The following is a 20,731-nucleotide window of genomic DNA, read 5'->3' on the forward strand; positions in this document are numbered from 1 at the left end:
ATCGACCGCTTTGTCGCTAGCTACTTTTGCTTTCATTCATTTTAAACTACGTAGCCCTATGAAGTCAGCATTAGTAACAGGAGGTAACAAAGGCATTGGCTATGAAGTAGCAAGACAGCTCGCCCAAAACGGATTCTTCGTGTATGTAGGAAGTCGTAGTCTGGAACGTGGTATTTCGGCAGTCGAAAGGCTCAACGCCGAAGGGCTAAACAACGTCCAGGCCCTACAACTTGATGTGACCAATCCTGAATCGGTTAAGGCTGCCCGTGCCCTAGTAGGCGAAAAAACAATGATGTTGGACGTGCTGGTCAACAATGCCGGCATTTCAGGCGCGTTTGAGCAATCGGCCCTCGAAACCACGATTGATGCGTATAGGACAGTTTATGAAACCAATGTTTTCGGCGTGGTCCGAGTGACGCAGGCGTTTATTGATTTGCTGAAGGAGTCTGTTGCGCCCCGTATCGTAAATGTAAGCACCAGCATGGCTTCCCTGACCCTGGCCGCTGACCTGAATAATCCTGATTACCCCACCCGCTACGTGGTATATCAATCGTCTAAGTCGGCCCTGAATATGTATACAGTCAATCTGGCTTATGAGCTTCGTAATACACGTGTCAAAGTCAACGCCGTTTGCCCTGGATACACCCAAACCGACTTTACCAACCACCAGGGCACCAGCACTGTCGAAGAGGCTGGGCAACGCCTGGTCAAGTATGCGCTGATTGGACAGGATGGACCAACCGGAAAATTTATCAGTGAAGAGTACTTTCCGGAACCGGCCCATTGCCCCTGGTAATCCTGACAAGTGTACATCAATTGCGCGCCTTGGATTTATTTATTATTGAATTTAAGCGTTCTTCCTCGGAACCTGTCCACTCGTCATGTTTGAACTGGTTTATATGAATGGGCTTTAATTTTATAACTCGATCGACTGGAACTTGCCTAGATAGAACTAGATCTTTGTTCTTGCTGGCGTCCACTAGTTCTAGTTCATAACTACTACTAACCAGTGGAGAAAGCCTGCCACTACTAACCAGTGGAGAAAGCCTGCCACCACCGACAATAGTAATGGGAATGGATAAGCTTTTATCGCACCATTCATAATGCTGATCCATTGTCAAATGAAAAATCTCCTGCCTGATCACTGGTAAATTATACGTAAGAATTTTTAATGAGGGGATTTCATATATATGACGAAATTTTTCTACTTCATTAGTAGCCTTATTTATGATCCCGCCCGCACCTGGCTGTAATATATAGTATGGTTCATATTCGTGAACAAACCTTGACGAGTTTATGAGAAAACAGGTCATCAACAAATTGACTGAGTTATATGTCACTTCTCCACTTAAGTGGGTGAATTCATCCAGACGTAAAAACACTTTCAAGCTCGGAATTTTAACTTGCTTGAATAATGCGTCAATGATATAGTGGGGAGCTATTTTAGTTTGTCCATCAAGCCTCATATAATAGATATTGTCGAACTGATGAGGTTTTGCTTCACTTTCGGGAACATCGATTAAGTATACGAATTTACCCGCTTCGATTTCTATATCTCTGAATTGAACAGGGGCGACAAACGGTATAATTCGATTAGAGACCATTCGAATAAAATCATCCCTTGTATAATGTTTTTCTACAGGGGACAGGTCACCTGTAAATACCTTTTGTCCGTTGGCCTTTTTGGTACCTATTGGGGCTCCCCATATGAGTAATCCACCGTTTGAGTTAAGAAACCCACAGATAGTCCGGAGTACCCCATTCTCTTTGTGTCTTATATCACCTTCCTTTTGATGAAAAGATTTAAATTCAAGAGTTAGGGATTCATCGTGCTCAGTTGAAAAATAAGTAATTAGATCTACTACCTTGACCTCGTTAATGGTTTTACCTAAGTGAGTTTCAGTAAATGAAGTGGCCATAAACGATAAAACTTAGAAGGTAAAATTTATTTTGCTTATCCGGTAGCTAAACAAGTTAGAATCGCTTAAAACCAAAAACGGGCGATGCTATGAACATCACCCGTTTTGTGTGCAAATCCCGTAACTATTTGATTTACAGTCTTAATTGTGGAGACGGAGACACTACAACTCCCCTATATTTAGCCATTCATTCCGGCTTAACTCGTTGAAACAGGTCTATATGGCGTTTACGAGCTTATTCTATTAACCTCGGTTAGCCGCCGTTCTTTATCTTTGTTGTGCAACCGTTGTGCACCCGGTTTAACGTCCTATGCCGTCCCTTAAAGTCGTCCTCCACCAGAAAGCTTACTCTGATGGCACCCACGCTGTCATGCTCCAGTTGATCTATGAAACCCTGGCAGGTCGGCAGTTTAGACGTAAAACCCTTTGTAAGATTGATCCCAAATTCTGGAAATCGGGCAAGGTCAAATCGTCTCATCCAACGCGGTGGCCTTCAATCAAACCATCCTGTATGAATACCATAAGGCGGAGGTGCGTCTGCTGGATCTGCAACGGAAGAAGCTACCCATCTCGGCCGAGGCTGTGTTTGAAGAACAGCGGGATCAGACGGGGCTGATCGCGGCCGCTAAAGCTTACATCGAACGCATGCGCGGCCGGGGCTCTTACCACAGTGCCGAAAAATACCTCTCGCACGTGCATCGCATCGAGCAGTTTCAAAAGGAGATCGATATAAGCTTGGACGAGGTTACTGAAGATTGGATTTTAAAATTTGCCCGCTGGCTAAAAGAGAATGGCACCAAGTCGGATAACACGCTCCGCAAGCGCATGCAGTTTCTGGCGACCATTTTTGAAGATGCCCGGAAACGGGGGTTGACGGCCAACGATCCGCTGAAGCTACTGGAATTCCCCAAAGCCCAGACCCGTAAGCCTCGACTCACTGCCGAGCAGCTGGCCACGCTGGAAACGATGGAACTTAATGGTACGCTGGCCCTCACGCGGGATACATTTCTGTTGCAGTTTTATTTATATGGTTCCCGAATATCGGATGTGCTCCTGCTACGCCCGTCGGACATTAAGACTGGGGCGGAATGGCGCGTGGAATACACCAGCCTGAAAACGGGTGATCTGATATCGGTACCGCTTCGAGGTAAAGCCCGCATTGTGGTGGAACGATATTATGATCCTACCCAATCCTACCTGTTGCCGTGGATGAAAAAGACCGAGCAGAAAGCTTTTACCATCGAGCAGAACACCAAATGGGTGGGAGATGAGGTAGAAAGCAAGTCGGCTCAAATCAATTTTAACCTGAAAGAGATTGCCCGGCTGGCCGGGTTTGGCGTCAATTTGACCACGCACGTAGCTCGCCATACGTTTGCCCGGTTAGCCGATAGCAAAGTAGCGGATAAACGAAAGATCAGCGCGGCCCTGGGTCACTCCAAATTCTCCACTACGGAAGAGTACTTGGAAGATCTGCGGATGAGTGATCTGGATGAAGATATGGCCGGGGTGTATGAGTAGGCTTTTACTTCCAGCAGTCGGATGCAAACGATGCTCTGAAAGCGGTTTAGAAGTCACTCTTTTTATTAATCAATCTCAGCCGGTCGGGTGATCGGTTGTATTATATGTTGAAGGTTTAGGCTGATTTGTCCACTTACAATTAGTTTGAACATCTTTTACACATTCAAAATTGGTGAAATATACCTTAGTGATATGACTCAGGTGTAGTGACTCAATTACATAGCCGTTTGATTCTCAAAACCCTTCACAATGAATAAATTGAGAATGTCGGCCTTTTCAATGTCCCAACTGTCGTGACCGGGGTTATGCGAGGCTAAAGTAACTTTTGTGTCATCGGTCGGATGTCGACGTATGTACTTTAGTATGCGTAAGCTATTTGTGACAATTAGATATATATGCCCAAAATCAATGTACTTGATATCTTTTAAATGAAAAACATACAGGCGCGCACCAGGATAGATGAGGTCATACATTGAATTACCTTTCACATTACACATAACACAACCTTGGTACTGCGGGGCATACACGTAACCTTCTGGAATTTCGTCCACCTCATCAAAATACTGCTCAATCTTACCAGCAGTAATCTCTACGTCATAATAAGGGATATATAATTCTGCATCCTTTTCAGGAATTTCGGAGAGAAACAGCTTTGCCTTTTCGCCTGAAATCATTTCCCCCGGCCTTTTCTTAGAAACTTCACCAATTGACACTATAGACAGGTCCAATAATTCCTCAACATTTATATCAAAAAGTTTAGACAAACTATACAAAACCTCTGTCGAAGGCGCATTGATGTCGTTCTCATATTGAGAGATTGCCCCCTTGGTAACACCCACTTGGGAAGCAACAAAATCCATTGTCCACGATTTATCTAACTTCTTCCGATTTTCTCTCAAGAATTTAAGCTTCTGGCCAAGAGTCATTTCTAAAACAATTTCGTCCATTTTTCAGGGAAAACTATACTTTTTATGCGGATAGCTTTGTTTTGTATAGCTTTACTATACTATATTTACAACACAATAGGCAACACAATAATAAGGGAAAACATGGACGCAAGCACATATACAAACGGACTGGCGGACGAAAGTTTGAGCGAACGGTTAAAGCGGGCTTACGAACGGGTTGATAAACGGCTACGTGTTTTGGCCCGGCGAGACTTTTGCGCGCATTTTAAGGTGACAGATGACTCATTTCGGGCGAAACGCTCCAGTAAGCCTGACTACCCTGCAACGCTGGAAGAATGTCTATGGATGGAAGAATACGAACCTCAAATCGTACCTGCCTGATGGAACAACGCAACCTAAAAGCAGCCAAACCGGCCAACTATACCGATACCCTTAAATCCATTCGAATGGCTTCCCGGCACCTACTTAATACGATTGAAGCCACCAATAAAAACGGCATCAACATCAATTTGCATCCGATTACTAATGAGGTTTTTGGTCTGACACAACTCATTTTCTCGGTATAACTATGGATCCCTTTCAAGCTCTCTCACAACTACCGAAGCTCATCGCTGACTACAAACAGGCGGCGCTCGATCTGGCGGCCGCTCAGCGGGAAATCCAAGCGTTAACCGCCGAAAAGCTGGTTCCCCTGGAATGGGTGGCTGACCACTGGAGTGTCGACACGGATACGGCCCGGAAAATGATTCAGGCCCTTTCCAGTGGCCGACCTTTGAAAGCCGATATTAAAGTACTGAGCTACGGCCGAAAGATTGTTCGGTATGGACGGTCAGATATTGAGCGGATTACTGAAATCAACATGGTGGGCATGAAAGATATGCTGGCGCAAAAACGGTCTTCGAAAGCCTGAAGCCTCATTGATAGATGGCCGACCTATGGAAGTTCCACGAATGATGTGGATAGAAGTAGATTTGGTTGAGACTTCTGGTTCCGGCTATGTGGGCTCATCTTTCGCCAAACCAGCCGGTTGCAGGCTCAGTCGATGCGCTACACTACGCTTTTGATGCTACATTCTTCGATGGCATTTTGGTCCTCGACAATCATTTATCCAAAAAGCCAACATGAAATACTCTTTCACAATTTCACAATCATTGGCCTGGTGTTTATGCAGCCCGACGCCAGTACGCCCTATACTAGCCTGTCGTCCTGAAAAAACCATAATCAATTTCTAATGCGCCTACGACGGGTACAAAATGCCATCAAGCTGATTATGGCCACTCGCTTTAGCAGAGATGTCCTGTCGAATACCGATAATTTTCGGAAGATCAGCCCTGTACCACCGATCTTTTGCGTCTTTGTAGCCGAATATATTGACCGGTTATATATATACGAAACAAAAAACGTCAGCTATGTGCTGGAAGATACACAGCTAAATCTGTACGAACTGAATTGTCTGCATGACCGTACTGGCCTATTGCTTGTCGAAGAACAATTTGGCACCCTCGCGTTTTACCGGTCAGGTGTTCACGGAGTTGGTATGGGTAGGGTGAAGGGCTATGTAATAGCCATTTTATGGATGGCTAAAGAGCGACCATTCTTCTCCCCTGTTCCACCGCATTACACAACTGGTAGTACTAACCCTATCCGCAACGAACATGAGACGTTCTGGACCTGGTTTAGATCGTTCACTCCGGAACCGATCAACAGAAAGGGAGGTGAGTCCGTATGAGCCAACATCCGTTCCCTGCAAATATGCCAATAAATGGACGTCAGGCGCCTACTAGTACGCTGGTGGCGTCAGGATCACCCATTGATGCGGTAGGACTACAGGACCACATCAATGGCCTGGCTGAGGAGGTCAGTAAGCGGCCAGATCCCGTACCAGCAGGAAAATTAGGGGATGCTGCCTTTTATGCGCATTACAATACGTTGCTGAAAGAGGCAGAGCTGCGGCTGACCGATCACGTGGAAGACCCCTATCCGTGTCTGCAGGTGGTCACCGAAGGCCAGTCGATAACCATTGGTACGCTGGGTAACTTCTTTGTCATAACGGGAAAAGCCAAGAGTCGAAAGACGTTTTTTCTCAGCCTCATTGCCGCGGCTTTACTAAAACGGAACACGGTAGCAGACGCTATACGGAGGCAACTGCCTGCTGATAAAACGACTGTCCTCTACTTCGACACGGAGCAGATCAGTGGGCACGTCATGCGGGTCATGAAGCGCATATCAGCCCTTTCGGGGGATGAAACGCTATTCAACCTGCGCGTAATTCGACTAAGAAAATTCCTGACCCAGGATCGAATCAATGCCATTAAGGTGGCTATTGAACAGACTCCGAACCTGGGCGCCATTATCATTGATGGGATTCGAGATACCGTGTTCGATATTAACGACGCCCGGGAAGCGACCGAACGGGCCACTGATCTGCTTCAGTGGACGGAAGAGAACGGCGCCCATTTGGTAACGGTCATCCATGAAAACAAGGGCAACAACAGCGTTAGAGGGCATCTGGGTACCGAACTGGTCAACAAAGCCGAATCGGTCGTTTCAGTAAGTCTCAACCCCGAAGATAAACAGCAGTCCGTCGTAACGTCCGAGTTTTGTCGGGATAAAGAGTTCGAGCCATTTATTTTTTCAGTCGATGAAAATGGATTGCCCTACCTGGTAGGCAATGCTGTGGTTAACGGATCTACTTCGACTAGAATCCGAAAACCAACGGTCGATACCATGAAACCAGAAGATATACTCGCGTTTGTCAAACGAGCCTTTTCGAGCGATGAGCACCTTCGGTATACCCAGCTACGGACCAACATCATTGAGGCATCGGTATTCTTCGGGGTAACCTTGGCCAAAACTAGATCAGAAGAATTCATTCGGCGTGTTGAAACAAACGGGTATTTGACGAAGGGGAAACTTCCTGGCCAGAAGTATGAACACTACAAAATCAATCTTGAAAAACTATCAAGTTAACTGTACTAAAAGTACTGTACTAAAAGCCCTATATATATAGGGGCTTTCTAGTACAATTAGTACAGTGTACTAGAAAGGCTAGTTTAGGACGGTTAGTACAGTTAGTACAATTGAAAATCATGAATACGTCAACCCAATCTCTGCGCTACCAACTTCCCAAAAAGGCCATCAAATCGGATTGTCCTCAGTGTGGACCCAAGCACCGGCGAACCCTTAGCCGCTACGTCGATACGCGAACCGGCGAGACTTTACCTGAAAGCTACGGAAAGTGCGACCGGCAGAGTAATTGTGGCTATCACCTCAATCCTTACCATAAGAGCCCAACGGGTTTGAGCTACGCCGATGAAGCGTATCTGACATGGAAACAAAATCAGTTACCAAGCGCTGGAGACGTGAGGGTACGAGGAGCCGCTAATCGGCCGATGATCAGCGATGAGCCGATGCCGACCGCTTCGGTTCATCGCTTGCCGATAGAAGTATTTACGGCTTCCCTGGGCCATTATGATCGTAATACATTCGCTCGTTTCCTAGATGATCACTTTGGCTGCTTTGTGACCAGGGAACTGTTGACCCGCTTTCAGGTAGGAACTTCGAGCCACTGGCCCGGAGCGTGCGTCTTCTGGCTAAAAGATGAACAGGATCGGGTGCGGGGGGGGCAGGTTGTTTTATTCGATCTGACGGGCCATACGGCCAAACGTCAGATCGTCGATGGATCCTCCAAGCGCTGCACCAGCTGGGTGCATCATGCCCTGGCCACCCGTTACGATCGCCAGCAACAAAACCAGCCGGACTGGCTAATAAGCTATATCGACAAAGCCGATAAGTTTCCTACTCCTTACCGAGCCCCCAGACAAGGCGGTTGCGATCGTGGAGAGTCCCAAAACGGCTATTGTCAGCACGGTATATTTTCCTCAATTCGTTTGGATGGCAATCGGGGGGCTTACCTATCTGAGCCTCGACCGGTTAAAGCCCTTACAAGGCCGAAAGCTGGTATTATTTCCCGACGTATCGAAAGGCGGCCGCGCCTTTGCGCTCTGGAATCATCGGGCCGGGCAGTTACGCCAACATGGATTTGTCGTAACGATTTCGGATTACCTCGAGCAGCGGGCAACCGATGAGGAGAAGGCCGCCGGGTTGGACCTGGCCGATTACCTGTTGACCCAGTGGAAGGGTTACCCACCCAGTTGGGATGAGCTATTACCCGGGGAGGCTACTCCAACTCTGCCATCAATCACCAGTTAGTTTAATTGGAATACAAACAACTCTAAGGATGCGATTTCAAAGGCAACCCTTAAAAAAGCAGAATACACTAAGTGGAAAGGCCGCAGCCGAACAGTGCACCAGCACCCCAACATTTCCCAGCATTTGCTACCTCGATATTCTTGCCCACAACTACTCTTTTCACTCTCGTTTCCAACCGCCTTACACCCATGATCGAACTACGTATAGCTCTCTCCGTTCTATCACTCAAACGCACACCCGCCGAGAAGATCCTGCTGGCCTACCTCTGCCAGCGCGCAGCTGAAACCGACGGCACGTGCACCGATTCTAACCGAGAAATTGCTTCAGGCACCGCCATTCACCTGCAAACCGTTTCGGATCTGATCAACCGGCTCAGCCAAACGACATTACTGGAAGCTAAGGTCGATGCGGCACTGGCCAATCAGCGAACGTTACGACCATCTGAGGAGCTAGTAGCCTACTATTAGCCCAGTGACTATAGTCCCCCGGAACCCTATAAGTCAAATGACTATAGCAGTCAAACAGCCTATAAGCCAAATGACTATAGCCCCGAGAATGAGCCTAAGCAAGCTGTTCGGCCTACCCGTTTTTGTCCCGTATCTGGCATAGATATTACGCACCAACCCCAGGATCATAAGGTAGCGACCAGATCAACGCTGTTCGCGTTGTATATTAGTGATCGCGACCGTTTCAATGAGTTGGTTGACGAGTTCCTAACGCCGAATCAGGCAAAATTGCCGACGGCTGAACGTTGTTTTCAACTCAACCTCAACCTTCGAAAGCAGGCCAAAATACAGATCGCTGATGAGGTGGAATTACGTGCCTCTAAACTCAACGAGCGCTTCTGCCCCATCACCGGCATTGACATCGGACGCCAGCGTAACGACGTACGCTACGTTAGTGGGCAAACCCTTGAGCGATTAGCCCGCAAAGAAACCCCCACCTACCTGGCGTTGGCGGCCTGGCTGATACCCGAGGAAAAGGTTGATCTGGCCTATCCCGGTCGTCAGGCGAGCCTGATGGCTAATATGGTGCGAGAGTTGGCCGCTTCGGGCTCACCCATCAAGAAGCCGGAACTACCGATTCGCCGGTGCCCCGTTACACATATCGATCTAAGCAAACAAAGTCCTGACTATACCATAGTTACAGCTTCTACGCTTAAAAAGATGTTCGATGAAGATCGTACTCAGTTTGATGAAGTAGCCGCTGAATTCCTGACGTTGGACGAACGCAACGAGTCGAGGACTGGGCAGTGTCAGAGGCTTATAATCCGCATTCAGCAGAAGGCCCGAACGATGGCAGAGGATTCAAAACGCACCGTGGAGACCTTAGGGATGCTATCGGTTGCCAGGCACTAGCTCTCAGGCGCCGAGCTAATTGAAATGGGAATGAAGGAAATCAAGGAAGGTAGCCGGGTGTCCGTCAGTGTTTACCAGGGAGATATTTACCTACGATTGTATAAGGGCACGGTAACAGGATTTACAGAGAGCGGCCTATTCAAAGTAGAGCCCGACAGATACAAGGGTATTAAGTGCGTATCGGCGACGAACGTACAAGTAGTGGCTAACCCCGCCTAATCGACTTTAACATGAATTTAAGTCCACAGAATATAGCGGGAATCTGCCGGATTTCTTTAGACTTTTAGGTTATTTTCAAAAAAGCGGCAGCATGAGACAACCCATCGAAGACCGGATAGCTATACGGCTGCCTGATCTGAAACATAAGGGCTATTTATACCACTCGCAACACGGTGAGCTCGCCTGGCGCATTGGCGGTAGCTATACCGCCAGTGTTGGCATTCATACCGAGTTTGATGAAGAGTGCCCGGAAGAGGGTGGAACGCTGACCATCGAATATAGACGCAGTAATGGGACACATCAGGAAGTTATCGACATGGTTTATGTGCCGAGCAATTTAGGAAGGGGTGGCGGTACGTGGTATTTTGTTTGTCCACAAACCGACATCACCTGCCGCGTTCTTCTGATGAGTTCATCCGGTTTTGTTTCCCGCCATGCTGAAGGAGGCCTACGGTACCGGGCTCAGCTGCTGGCCCAAGGCGATAGAAATACTGACGGAGCTATGCGCGAAATTAAGCGACTGGAGCGCAAACAGGCGTCGGTAGTGTGGTTTGGCAAACCGCGCAGCAAACGTTGTTACGCTGGACGGCCAACGCGTCCGATGATCCGATTCCGTAAGCTCAATGGACTCGGTTGACAGGCGTTTCCAGAATCAAAAATCGTAGTCTAATACCGTACATTAAGTAAAAAAAATACTTAAGTGGTTCGCTCAGCGTCGCCGGAGAAAGCGACAGATATTTTAAAAAGTCAAGGTTTAAAAAAAGATGGAAGAAAAAAAAATCAAAAATGCCTGCCCTTAAAGCCAACCGACTGCAAAAAAAAGGAAGGGGGGCGCGAAGTCACCGGTTTTGTTAGCGTATTGATACAGCGGTTTAAGCGTTTGCTTTGCCTTTTGTCGAGATTTACCTCTTTGGTGCGGTCCATTTTTTGGCAAAGTCGTTAATAAGCTGATTCGCAAGGGTGTTAAAAACTTTACACCCTACATAGTCCACATCTTCGATAAATCCGTATTGCTTCTGAAGGATGGCCAGTAGGGTTTCGAGCCCGGTGGACAATGGTATTTTTGTCTGCTCTACGTGCGGAGAGCGTTGTCGGAAATTGTATTTGTACAATGGATATTTCGTATCCCGGAAGGCACTGCGTGGGATGATGTATCAGAGCCAGGCGGAGTCGGGTCATTCCAAGGCTATGAGTCGAATGCTCACAGCCGCCATCGCGTGCGAACAGATGCTAAAGGAAGGGTCTTTTTAAGCCTCACGCCCAAAAAGGTTTACTAGGGCAGGCCTACCCGGATGAATAAGAAGTTTTATCGATTGCAAGCCGTATGCATCACGTCATCATTGATCCCCGGTCGCCGTGCAATTGTACTGCAAAACGCAATGCAGTCGCATCGTTGCAGCACCCCAACATTTTCCAACGTTTGGCCCTCCTCAATTCTGCTTGATTGAACAGCCTAACCGCTGAACGGTAGGACTATGGCCAAGTCGACGTAATAAGATACCGTTACCCCGTTCGCGGTCGATCAATTCTGACGAGCGGACTAAGATAAGTTTAGGTCGCCAGGGTAAAAGCAGGAGACCGTTGCTTCGTCCATAGTCAATCAATTCTGGGGAACATATAAAGCTCATTGACGCTGGCAAAACCATTTACCACCATCGTTTGCCAGCTTGCCACCATCGGCCGATCAGGACTTCCCTGAACGAATTATACTTCCTTATACTTCCTAGATTTTGAGGGATTTTATGTCATTTTATGTCATAGATTTTGAAGGAGACTCCAGCCTCCTGCTACTTCCAGCGGTTTATCGAGCTACCGATTTACCGCTTTTCAACCTTCCCTATCTCGCTACTTAATACCCTGAATTCCAATACCCATTCTAAAACTATACTTCGTTTTACTTCGGTAGTTTTGAGGCATTGATTAGGGTGATATACCACCTTGGCATCAAAGCCATTTATGTCATCGGTTTCCCGCCAGCAAATCCAATTATACTGCGTTTTACTGCGGTAGTTTTTGAGACAGAATAAAGGCGGTTTTAGACGTATCAGGCCGACTGATTATCAGGCCGTTTTTTCAAATTATTGTGCACTATTGTGCACAGATTTTGAGGCAGGTTTACCAAGTATAGTTCGTTATAGTTCGTAGATTTTGAGGGACTGATCAAAGGGGTATAATACTACGGTGTCAAGACGTCTTACGTCATCGGCTCAGAGCCGCTAATCGAATTATACTTCATTTTACTTCATAGATTTTGAGGCAGATTGCCCCGTTTTTATTTCGTTTTATTTCGTAGATTTTTGGGGAGAGTTAAGTAGTTGACCCCTTATGTGTAGGCGTTTAGCAAGCCAAATTTGTGGCCTTATAGAGGGTCCGGGCAAAGCAAAAGGGGCCTGAGCCCCTCTATAAATGCAGTAAATAAGCCCATTTTATGCTCTATAATGGCCTGTTTCGGCACGTTTTGGCGTCAAAATTCATCATATTGGACGACTAAATGCAAGTTCAGATTGCATTAGGGTTGCTGTTTCTCCTTTTGATGACGAGCCATGATCCGTTGGATGGTTGACCGGCTAACCCCCATCTTTTCGATTATTGCCTGTTCGATCGCGATTTTCAACGCACCAGTCTCCTCCAGTTTATGGTAAATCTTAAGTACTTTTTTATCCCGCTTGTTGCGCTTCTCTTCACCGGGGGATATCAGTTTGGGAATATCTTTGAATTTTCGCTTCAGCGACGCTTCGTATAAACTTTTCAAGGTGACGGACTGAGGATTTATAACCAGATAAGGGGAAGCAGAAAGCTTTTAGGTTTGCAGGGCTAATAAGTACCCGTAGGTATCACTTGACAAATATAACGTCTAACCTGTATTTTTTACCTCCCATGCCCAACAGCCCTGGACGCTGGAGACTACCTTTTAGTCCGACTCGCTTTTACTAATCACGTCTCAACTATTGGGATCAGCCAATAACCCAATCAGCTGAAGTACATTATCATGTAAAAAAGAGCGTTTTGTCTCGGTCGCTTATGGAGACTGCTTTGTTGGCCCGTAGGCTCACAGCTAGAGACTAATAGATTTGGTAAGGGTTCTATAGCTGTTTTTAAATGTGAATATGTAAGCATTCTACAGCCATGACTCGCCTGAGCGGTGGCTGTTTTGTTTATTGGTTCATAAGGCTCATTTGCCTAGATAGGCTTAGACGCATTCAGTTAGAGTATAAGCGAGAAATGGCAGTAAGTGTACTCTAGCGATTTCTGCCCGTTCCCTTACTTGGTCGACTTTACATAAGCATTTGCTCGACCCAATCGGTTACTAAGTCTACAATGTGCTTAACCATTGTTATAACCCGAACCAATGTTATGAAAGTCAAACTAATGCTAATGGCCCTGGTGATTCTTGCCGCAGTGAATGGCTCACAAGCCCAATCAGGAACTAAAACAGGCCAGCCTCAAGGAAGGTATCCCACGCCTACGGCAGGCGGTACTGATGCGACGAGTGACCATGGAGAAAAAAAGGAGTCCATAACCAACAAGCCTGCCATGGGAGCTGGGAGTAACACGCTGACAACGGCTGGCAGTGGCAAAAAGTCCGCTGCCAGCCAAACGGACGGACAGGGTGAGACAAAGAAAGGAAGTAAAACTAAACCCAGGCAGGTTAACCAGCAGGCCGCTGGCGTTCCTCAAAGCGGTGGCAGTACAGGCAAACAAAAGAATCAATAGATCTGAAGAATCACCTGAGTTTCCGGTTAACAGTGTCAGCAAATAAAAAGTCCCGTCGTGATTGGCGGGGCTTTTTATTTGCTGACACTTATACATGCGATTTGCGCGGCTAATTGACTTCTTACTTACAACGCTTTGTAATTTGGTAGATCGTGGCTTTAGGGCGCTGATTTACGAGTATAGGCCTTGCCTTTCTAGGCGGAACTCCCCCAGGCTTATGATCCTACGCGTTGCTACTAATTGGCACCTTTCCGATTCCGCTTGGTGAGTGATGCCTGAATAACTGCCCAGGCTTTTTTCTTGAGCTTGAGGTGCAGTTCTTTATCTCTTGGGACAAAGGTGGTACTACGGACATTATCCGTTTTTGAATTTGATTCCCAATAAGCACTGTCGGACGTATCAGGTATCTCGGTGTAGGTTAATTCGCTCATGGTTAAAAGTCGTTGCCGACTTGTTATAAGCAGGTAACAAAAAAACATACAGAATAATGCAAGCCAGGTTCGCTACTGTCTAGTAAGACAATCAGTGGACTAAATTTATACCAGGTGGCAAGTTAAAGGGTTGACCAAATGAACGACCCATACTACGGGTAAGTCGGTTTCTTATTTTATTCGGTAAAGTGCTGGTATCTGTTCCCAAAGGGTTTTATTTAGGCATTTCTAAAGTCCTTATTCCACAGATTCCAATAAAAAACAAAGTGCAGCACCGCACTGTCCACGGTTTTGAAAAACTGATGGTAAGGCCTTGTTTCACCATACCAGTTAAAATAGCCGTCATCCTCGGTTTGTGGCATAATCTGGTAGAAAATACCGTGCTCTACGGCGCTAGTTTCATCACCCCACTTCCGGGCTGCTGCCTGAGCTACGTCATACAGATAACCCGTGATTGTAAATAAATAAAACTCAACGTGATGGTCGGTCAGCGCTTCGGATGACATCATCGCATTAATCTGCTCCAGGGGAATTTCAGGCTCCATCATCAGGGGGCTAGTTTGCCCGAAAAGCGATTGCAACCGCAATTCTACGCACTGCCTAACCAACCGCCTGTGATTAGGCAGTGGATTAATCAAGTAGTGTATCATTAAGGTAAACAGATAAGCTAGTTAAGCCAACGCGGCTATCAGGGCGCATAGGTGAAGTATTCCCATAGGTTACCCCCCGAGGCGCGCATACGGCTCAAACGACCCTTCGTATCGTGCTCGAAATCGCCCCTGAATACGCAACCGGGGGCGCGCTCAGCTACTCCACTTTGATAGAGCGTCGTGACACTGCCTGCCTGATAATGTCGACTGAATCGGTATTTGTATTCATCGTAGAGCGGCAATTCCATCAGGGGATTAACCTGGGTATGGTAGGTTATGTCAATTTGCTCGCGCAGATCATCCGCCTTACCGGCCTTGGACCGGCGGTACTGCTGCTGACGCACACAGTCTCCCTGCTAATAGGTATACACCCAGTAAAAATCCGGCATACTGTTCGATTCGAAGCGCACCTGCTGGAGGGCTCCCTGGGCATTATACTGATTCGTCAACCAGTCGGATAAGTGAAACTGATTGGGCTTGTCCAGGCTGCTGCCATAGAGGAGGGTTCGACTCAAGCGACCCTGCGGATCATACTGGTAGCGTTTCAGGTAAAAAACAAATCCTGACTGGGCATCCTTGGTGAAGGACTCCGCCAGAAAATCACCCTGATAGCGCGCTACTTCGACGTACTGATTACCATACTCTTCCCGAAAGCTGCCCAGCAACCGGCCGGCCGGATCGTAGGTGAAGGTGCCCCAGTACCCCGGCACCTCTTTGGTCCCCCAACGAATCAGGCGTCCGGTAGGGCCCTGACCTTGTGGCTGTATCAACTCAAAATTGATGGGTTCATTGACTACCACCAGTGAATCCGGCTTGGTGGTGTCACGCAGCTTGGCAGGCAGGGAAACCTCAACGGGTTGTGGTTGAGGCGGAGGGTCCTGTTGCTGAAGGTGCTGACAAGCTCTTACTACTAAGCATAGACTTAGAAGCATGCTGAAGGCGAGTAGGCGTAATTGTCTTTGTATGAGCGTTAGCGTTGTGGCTTTCGGGTAAGGTTTGATAACGAGACGTGATTGGGTTTACTACACAGACACAGAAACCTGTTTAAAGTGTTGCACTAACCATTGCCAATTAACCTATTCGAAATTTCACCAATTTCTTTTGACTTTCACTTATAAGCCAACGGCAATAATTAATATAAGGGAGATAATGCTTTCAACCGTCTCACAAACTTAGGCGTGGCCTTAAAAATGAAACGTTGATTCTTGACCGCCCCCCCGGAGCGGATGGTAATTTGAGACAGGAATTAGCTTGCTTTGATTATACCAATGCAAGCACAACATGAATCTCGTTAAAACGGGCGTTTTATGAAATAGATAAAGCATGAGTATTTAGCCAGCAAGCGCGTTCTTTAACGAACACAACCTTTGCTCATTCAACAAAAATTCACTCTGCCAACCTTACCAGCAAAGTTGGGGTCTATCCAGCAAAATCCATAAAAAATGAAAGTAGGCTCCTGCATGGTATTCGTAATCGCTTATTTTTTTGCCCAGAGCATCGCATTTGGGCAAGCTAAATACTTGACCTACCGCTTACAAGGAACGGTTAATCGCGACACGGGAACCGTGACTTTAGTACCCACTGGCCAGGGCTTCGATCCAAACTCAACCAACAACTACCAGACTAAATTAGACAGGGGCACTTTCTATTAGAGGGCAAAATGGCCTATCCCGCTAATTATCGAATTCAAATCAAGCCCGGGTATATATCCGACTATTTCCTCCTTGAGCCCGGTCGTCAAACCATCACTTGTAACGCGGATTCGCTCCGAGAGATACCCCGGCTATCCACCCAGATCATGGCGGAGTACAACCAGTTCAGAAACAACTATATGTTGTCCGTTAGTAACCAGCGAGAGCAGGCTTTCGAGCAGTACATAGCCCAAAAGTCGACCACGACGGATGTTCATATACTCGATAGTTTGCAAACGGCTTTTAGTGTCAATCGAGCTCGACTAATCCATCAACAACAGATAGGCTATTTAAGCTACATTAAGCAGTATCCTAGCTCGTATGTAAGCTTATGGCAACTGGTTCGGGACATGAATGAGGGCTATCAACCCATCTTTGATTCGCTCTACCAAGCTCTTTCTGTTTCGCTGAAAAACACCCTCACCGGCAAGTTGATCGCTCAACGGCTAAACTCCTCAAAAGTGACCGCTATTGGGCAAGTCTTTCCTTCACTCACCTTGCTTGATGCCAATAGTAATTCGGTCTCCATTTCCTTTAATGAGCAAGCAAAATATACCCTCATCGACTTCTGGTTCAGTCGGTGTGGCCCGTGTCTGCAACAGTTTCCACAACTCAAAAACTTGTTTGCTACGTATCAGGCAAAGGGGTTTAGGATCGTGGGCATTTCCATCGATAAATTGACGGAGGTAGACCTGTGGAAGAAAACCATTCAAGCCAACGGCTTAGGTTGGCCTCAATATGTGGACCCCTCCGGTACACTCACGGTTGGCTTATTATCCATTACTTATTTTCCCTCTAATTTCCTGCTAGATGAGCAGGGCACTATCATTCGCAGAGATATTAGTCCCCAAGAATTGAGTACGTTTCTTTCAGGGCGAGTGGAATGAGTGTGTTGGAATGAATCGTTAAACGCTCCTTTCGAGCACCATTGGCGCTTTTCGTCTTAGTAGGATCGACTGAAACGTTGGAGAATGGCAGTACCAATTAAACGGTGGTTTATCGTGTGACAAAATACGTTGATCAGAGAACGACGAACTGCATACGCATACACGGAGTTTGGAGTCGTATCGAGAAGGGGCCTACGGGCTAAAAATTCAATGGATTATATCGATCAAACTACCTCTTTGGCAGATTTCATGACCCAGTTGGCAGATTATCTTTTTCCTCCTCAAATGGCTAGACCAATTTTGATACAACATTTTATCAAACTTGGTACTTATGCACTATTTCCTTACGCTGGTAGGACTACTCTATCTGTTTCCAGCCCTTGGCCAACCCATCCGGCCTCACACGACTGAGTCGATCCGCGATAAAGCCTACGTAAACGCTATTCGACAGGCCCAACGCTATCTTGACTCCCTACGAGCCAGACAAGACATTCCAGGGATATCCGTTTGTGTGGGTACCGCCCGTAAAATCCTGTGGACGCAAGGCTTTGGCTACGCCGATCTGGAAGCCCGGTTACCCGTGACCATTCACACTAAATTTCGGCTGGGTTCGGTCTCTAAATCCGTCACCTCGCTGGCCATTGGCCGATTAGTGGAACAGCACCGATTGGACCTGGATGCACCGATTCAGCAGTACGTGCCGGGCTTCCCCCTAAAAAAATTCACGATTACCCCACGCCAGTTAGCCACCCATACGGCCGGGATTCGCCATTATCTGGATACCGATCCCCTGGCTTGTGCTAAACGCTATGCCACCGTGCAGGAAGGACTAACCATTTTTAGCCAGGATAGTCTGCTGTTCCAGCCGGGGAGTGCCTACCAGTATTCCACCTATGGCTACGCCTTATTGAGTGCGGTCATTGAGGGGGCAAGCCATACCGACTACTTATCGTACCTGCAACAAGCCGTTTTCACCCCCTTGAAGATGCGTGATACGGGCGCCGATTATAGCGACAGCATCGTCCTCAACCGCGTTCGCTTCTATGAACACCGACTGGGGAAACGGGTGAATGCCCCCTTCGTCGATAACAGCTATAAATGGGCCGGAGGTGGACTTTTGTCCACGCCAATGGATCTGGTTAAGGTAGGCGCGGAGCTGATTCACCCCACTACGCTTCAGAAAGAAACGGTAGCCATCCTGCTGACCCCACAGCGGTTGCTGGATGGCACCAATACGCAGTATGGACTGGGATGGCGGGTGAGTACCGACTACCAAGCGCGAACGATCATTCACCACGGGGGGCTAATTGATGGGGGAAGAACCTTCTTGTTAGTGTATCCCGCTCAGGATCTGATCGTCGCCATCACAGCCAATATGAGTGGGGTGAGCATTAACTTGCCCGAAGTCGAAACGATTGCCGGTTATTTTCTAAGAATAAAGCGATGATCAACGCCATGATCCGTCTGCTGCATCTGGGCTATTGGCTGCTCTATGGCTTTTTGGTTAGCTTTCTGTTTATCTTATCCCAATCGACCGACCAGTCGGTGTTTGCCGATTGGGATGACGGGGTGACTATTTTAGTGGCCACTCTACTCATCGGACTCAGCAGCTTTTATGCCTTCTATGGGTGGTTAGTGCCCCGGTATCTGACCACTCGTCGCGTCAAGCGCTTTATTGGCTTGGGCCTGCTGCTCAGTATAAGCCTGGCCATCTGTTCAACGCAGCTTGTGTCGCTAGCTACCACGATCCTGCTTTACCTGACCTTGCATCAAATGCACTTCCTCTTCTTTCAACTTCAGGATCAGCTCATGTTGACCATTGGTTTCAGCTTACTGGCGATCATCAATGGACTGATCGGCACGGCGATGCGGGGAGCGATCACCTGGTATACGGACATTCATCTCAAAGAACGCAGGGCCAAGCAAGCCCTACAGACCGAACTAAGTTGGTTGAAATCCCAACTCGATCCGCACTTCTTATTTAACACGTTGAACAACATTGATATTCTCATGGAGCACGATGCCCCTAAAGCATCATTGTATTTAAATAAACTCTCCGACTTATTGCGCTTTAGTTTGTACGAAACACAGGCTGATCAGATCCCCTTAGCCCAGGAGTTAGCCAGTATCGAGAAGTATGTGGAGTTGCAACGGATTCGAACGCCCAATGAGCAGTATATAAGCCTGCAGATCGAGGGTCAAGCGGGAAGCGTGCACATTGCGCCGATGTTGTTTATGCCTTACCTGGAGAATGCCTTTAAATATGCCACCAACAAGAAAGTGACAGAGGGGATCCGGATTCAGTTCCGGATTAATGAGGCTCAGATTTACTTTCATTGTGTGAATGTGATTGATCCGGATCGCAGGGTATCGCATGAATACGGGGGCCTGGGTCAGAAGCTGCTACGACAACGATTAACGTTGCTGTACCCCCATACTCACACGTTAGTCGTTGAGTCTACGGATCGATTGTATTCCGTTTCCTTAACTATATCCCTACCAGCCCATGCGTTGTCTGTTGATTGAAGATGAACCCTTAGCGATGCTGCGCTTAAAAGACTATGTCGGGCGGATTCCATTTCTCACGCTAGCGTACGCGGTCGACAACGGATTAGAGGCCATTCCCATCCTGCACCGGGAACCCATTGACTTAATATTCTTGGATATAGAAATGGATGGGTTATCGGGGCTCCAACTGCTAGAGGCTTTACCCCGACGACCCGCCGCCATTTTAACGACGGCTTTCGATCAGTATGCCCTGAAAGCGTTTGATTTACAGGTGGTCGATTATCTCTTAAAACCCTACAGCTTCGAGCGTTTTTTGCAATCGGTGACGCGCGCTCAGTCGGTGCTGAACACGGTGTCAGCCCAACCTGATCCCTCATTTGTGTTTATCAAAACCGAGTATCGGCTTCAAAAGGTAGGCCTGGATCAGATCCTCTATATTGAAGGCATGCGTGATTACCGGCGTATTCATCTGGTGGGGGAAAAGATTATGACTTTAGAAACGTTCAGCGACTTGGCACAACAACTCCCGGCTCATGGCTTTTGCCGGGTCCACAAGTCCTATTTGGTAGCCCTGGATAAGATTGACACCGTGGAGCGGGACCGCCTAAAAATTGGGCAAGTGCTGATTCCGATCTCGAATACCTATCGGGACCATTTCTACCAACTCATCGGACGCTCGCCCAAATGACGAACTCAACAAGTGAGCTTTCGCATTT

Annotated in this window: 25 protein-coding genes and 1 pseudogene; 19 read left to right on the plus strand and 7 right to left on the minus strand. The window is 47.4% G+C overall.

Translation table 11 applies throughout. The annotated features are described in order from the left end of the window. Positions 1-58: 58 nt before the first annotated feature. A complete protein-coding gene (locus tag ACYVEA_RS21080; protein WP_461115410.1) occupies positions 59-796 on the plus strand; it encodes an SDR family oxidoreductase in 738 nt (245 codons plus the stop codon). A 16-nt stretch (positions 797-812) separates the two neighbouring features. On the opposite strand, the gene ACYVEA_RS21085 is transcribed toward ACYVEA_RS21080, so the two are convergent. Continuing rightward, positions 813-1,919 carry an AlbA family DNA-binding domain-containing protein gene (locus ACYVEA_RS21085; RefSeq protein ID WP_461115411.1) on the minus strand — a complete coding sequence of 369 codons (1,107 nt, stop codon included), beginning with the start codon at positions 1,917-1,919 and terminating at the stop codon, positions 813-815. Between the two features lie 486 nt (positions 1,920-2,405). Here ACYVEA_RS21085 and ACYVEA_RS21090 point away from each other — a divergent pair, with 486 nt between their 5' ends. Continuing rightward, on the plus strand, positions 2,406-3,437 hold the full coding sequence (locus ACYVEA_RS21090; RefSeq protein WP_461115412.1) for a tyrosine-type recombinase/integrase: 1,032 nt from the start codon (positions 2,406-2,408) through the stop codon (positions 3,435-3,437). 215 nt (positions 3,438-3,652) lie between these two features. Here ACYVEA_RS21090 and ACYVEA_RS21095 read toward each other — a convergent pair whose 3' ends face one another. Further along, the gene (locus ACYVEA_RS21095; protein ID WP_461115413.1) at positions 3,653-4,384 is read right to left on the minus strand and encodes an XRE family transcriptional regulator; all 732 of its coding nucleotides are present in this window, start codon (positions 4,382-4,384) and stop codon (positions 3,653-3,655) included. A 102-nt stretch (positions 4,385-4,486) separates the two neighbouring features. Here ACYVEA_RS21095 and ACYVEA_RS21100 point away from each other — a divergent pair, with 102 nt between their 5' ends. The 11 genes and pseudogenes from ACYVEA_RS21100 to ACYVEA_RS21150 all read left to right on the plus strand — a co-directional run bounded on the left by ACYVEA_RS21100 (position 4,487) and on the right by ACYVEA_RS21150 (position 10,771). Next, positions 4,487-4,726, plus strand: a complete 240-nt coding sequence (locus ACYVEA_RS21100) for a hypothetical protein (protein WP_461115414.1) — start codon at positions 4,487-4,489, stop codon at positions 4,724-4,726. Continuing rightward, positions 4,726-4,911, plus strand: a complete 186-nt coding sequence (locus ACYVEA_RS21105) for a hypothetical protein (protein ID WP_461115415.1) — start codon at positions 4,726-4,728, stop codon at positions 4,909-4,911. Before ACYVEA_RS21100 ends, ACYVEA_RS21105 begins: the two co-directional genes overlap by 1 nt. Positions 4,912-4,913: 2 nt before the next feature. Beyond that, a complete protein-coding gene (locus ACYVEA_RS21110) occupies positions 4,914-5,255 on the plus strand; it encodes a hypothetical protein (protein WP_461115416.1) in 342 nt (113 codons plus the stop codon). Positions 5,256-5,341: 86 nt separating this feature from the next. After that, a complete protein-coding gene (locus ACYVEA_RS21115) occupies positions 5,342-5,470 on the plus strand; it encodes a hypothetical protein (RefSeq protein ID WP_461115417.1) in 129 nt (42 codons plus the stop codon). A 106-nt stretch (positions 5,471-5,576) separates the two neighbouring features. Then, positions 5,577-6,074, plus strand: a complete 498-nt coding sequence (locus tag ACYVEA_RS21120; RefSeq protein WP_461115418.1) for a hypothetical protein — start codon at positions 5,577-5,579, stop codon at positions 6,072-6,074. Positions 6,075-6,097: 23 nt separating this feature from the next. Beyond that, positions 6,098-7,315 (plus strand): AAA family ATPase, encoded by a 1,218-nt coding sequence (locus ACYVEA_RS21125; RefSeq protein WP_461115419.1) that lies wholly within the window; start codon positions 6,098-6,100, stop codon positions 7,313-7,315. Between the two features lie 119 nt (positions 7,316-7,434). Beyond that, positions 7,435-8,016: pseudogene (locus ACYVEA_RS21130) on the plus strand (PG0870-related protein); the annotation flags it as partial. Between the two features lie 166 nt (positions 8,017-8,182). Further along, positions 8,183-8,557: a DUF6371 domain-containing protein gene (locus tag ACYVEA_RS21135; protein ID WP_461115420.1), complete on the plus strand. Its 375-nt coding sequence runs from the start codon at positions 8,183-8,185 to the stop codon at positions 8,555-8,557. A gap of 188 nt (positions 8,558-8,745) precedes the next feature. Then, positions 8,746-9,024 carry a hypothetical protein gene (locus tag ACYVEA_RS21140; RefSeq protein ID WP_461115421.1) on the plus strand — a complete coding sequence of 93 codons (279 nt, stop codon included), beginning with the start codon at positions 8,746-8,748 and terminating at the stop codon, positions 9,022-9,024. Positions 9,025-9,222: 198 nt separating this feature from the next. Beyond that, positions 9,223-9,915 (plus strand): hypothetical protein, encoded by a 693-nt coding sequence (locus tag ACYVEA_RS21145; RefSeq protein WP_461115422.1) that lies wholly within the window; start codon positions 9,223-9,225, stop codon positions 9,913-9,915. A gap of 310 nt (positions 9,916-10,225) precedes the next feature. Next, positions 10,226-10,771, plus strand: coding sequence for a hypothetical protein (locus ACYVEA_RS21150; RefSeq protein WP_461115423.1), 546 nt, complete (start codon positions 10,226-10,228; stop codon positions 10,769-10,771). Positions 10,772-12,643: 1,872 nt separating this feature from the next. On the opposite strand, the gene ACYVEA_RS21155 is transcribed toward ACYVEA_RS21150, so the two are convergent. Further along, a complete protein-coding gene (locus tag ACYVEA_RS21155) occupies positions 12,644-12,886 on the minus strand; it encodes a hypothetical protein (RefSeq protein ID WP_461115424.1) in 243 nt (80 codons plus the stop codon). A gap of 602 nt (positions 12,887-13,488) precedes the next feature. Between ACYVEA_RS21155 and ACYVEA_RS21160 the strand changes: the two genes are divergently transcribed. After that, positions 13,489-13,848, plus strand: coding sequence for a hypothetical protein (locus ACYVEA_RS21160; protein WP_461115425.1), 360 nt, complete (start codon positions 13,489-13,491; stop codon positions 13,846-13,848). Positions 13,849-14,084: 236 nt separating this feature from the next. Here ACYVEA_RS21160 and ACYVEA_RS21165 read toward each other — a convergent pair whose 3' ends face one another. The 4 genes from ACYVEA_RS21165 to ACYVEA_RS21180 form a co-directional block, all read right to left on the minus strand. Continuing rightward, positions 14,085-14,279 (minus strand): hypothetical protein, encoded by a 195-nt coding sequence (locus tag ACYVEA_RS21165; RefSeq protein WP_461115426.1) that lies wholly within the window; start codon positions 14,277-14,279, stop codon positions 14,085-14,087. Between the two features lie 218 nt (positions 14,280-14,497). Continuing rightward, entirely contained in the window at positions 14,498-14,827 is a 330-nt protein-coding gene (locus ACYVEA_RS21170) for a hypothetical protein (protein WP_461115427.1), read from the minus strand. Between the two features lie 140 nt (positions 14,828-14,967). Next, a complete protein-coding gene (locus ACYVEA_RS21175; protein WP_461115428.1) occupies positions 14,968-15,273 on the minus strand; it encodes a hypothetical protein in 306 nt (101 codons plus the stop codon). A 12-nt stretch (positions 15,274-15,285) separates the two neighbouring features. Next, a complete protein-coding gene (locus ACYVEA_RS21180) occupies positions 15,286-15,861 on the minus strand; it encodes a hypothetical protein (protein ID WP_461115429.1) in 576 nt (191 codons plus the stop codon). A gap of 510 nt (positions 15,862-16,371) precedes the next feature. Here ACYVEA_RS21180 and ACYVEA_RS21185 point away from each other — a divergent pair. The 5 genes from ACYVEA_RS21185 (at position 16,372) to ACYVEA_RS21205 (ending at position 20,703) form a co-directional block, all read left to right on the plus strand. After that, on the plus strand, positions 16,372-16,581 hold the full coding sequence (locus ACYVEA_RS21185) for a hypothetical protein (protein WP_461115430.1): 210 nt from the start codon (positions 16,372-16,374) through the stop codon (positions 16,579-16,581). A gap of 8 nt (positions 16,582-16,589) precedes the next feature. Continuing rightward, a complete protein-coding gene (locus ACYVEA_RS21190; protein WP_461115431.1) occupies positions 16,590-17,507 on the plus strand; it encodes a TlpA family protein disulfide reductase in 918 nt (305 codons plus the stop codon). A 331-nt stretch (positions 17,508-17,838) separates the two neighbouring features. Beyond that, complete coding sequence (locus tag ACYVEA_RS21195) at positions 17,839-18,954, plus strand: serine hydrolase domain-containing protein (RefSeq protein WP_461115432.1); 1,116 nt, start codon at positions 17,839-17,841, stop codon at positions 18,952-18,954. Positions 18,955-18,962: 8 nt separating this feature from the next. Beyond that, the gene (locus tag ACYVEA_RS21200; protein ID WP_461115433.1) at positions 18,963-20,033 is read left to right on the plus strand and encodes a sensor histidine kinase; all 1,071 of its coding nucleotides are present in this window, start codon (positions 18,963-18,965) and stop codon (positions 20,031-20,033) included. Then, positions 20,014-20,703 carry a LytR/AlgR family response regulator transcription factor gene (locus ACYVEA_RS21205; RefSeq protein ID WP_461115434.1) on the plus strand — a complete coding sequence of 230 codons (690 nt, stop codon included), beginning with the start codon at positions 20,014-20,016 and terminating at the stop codon, positions 20,701-20,703. Before ACYVEA_RS21200 ends, ACYVEA_RS21205 begins: the two co-directional genes overlap by 20 nt. Positions 20,704-20,731: the final 28 nt, after the last annotated feature.

It is taken from the genome of Spirosoma jeollabukense (genome assembly GCF_054777855.1).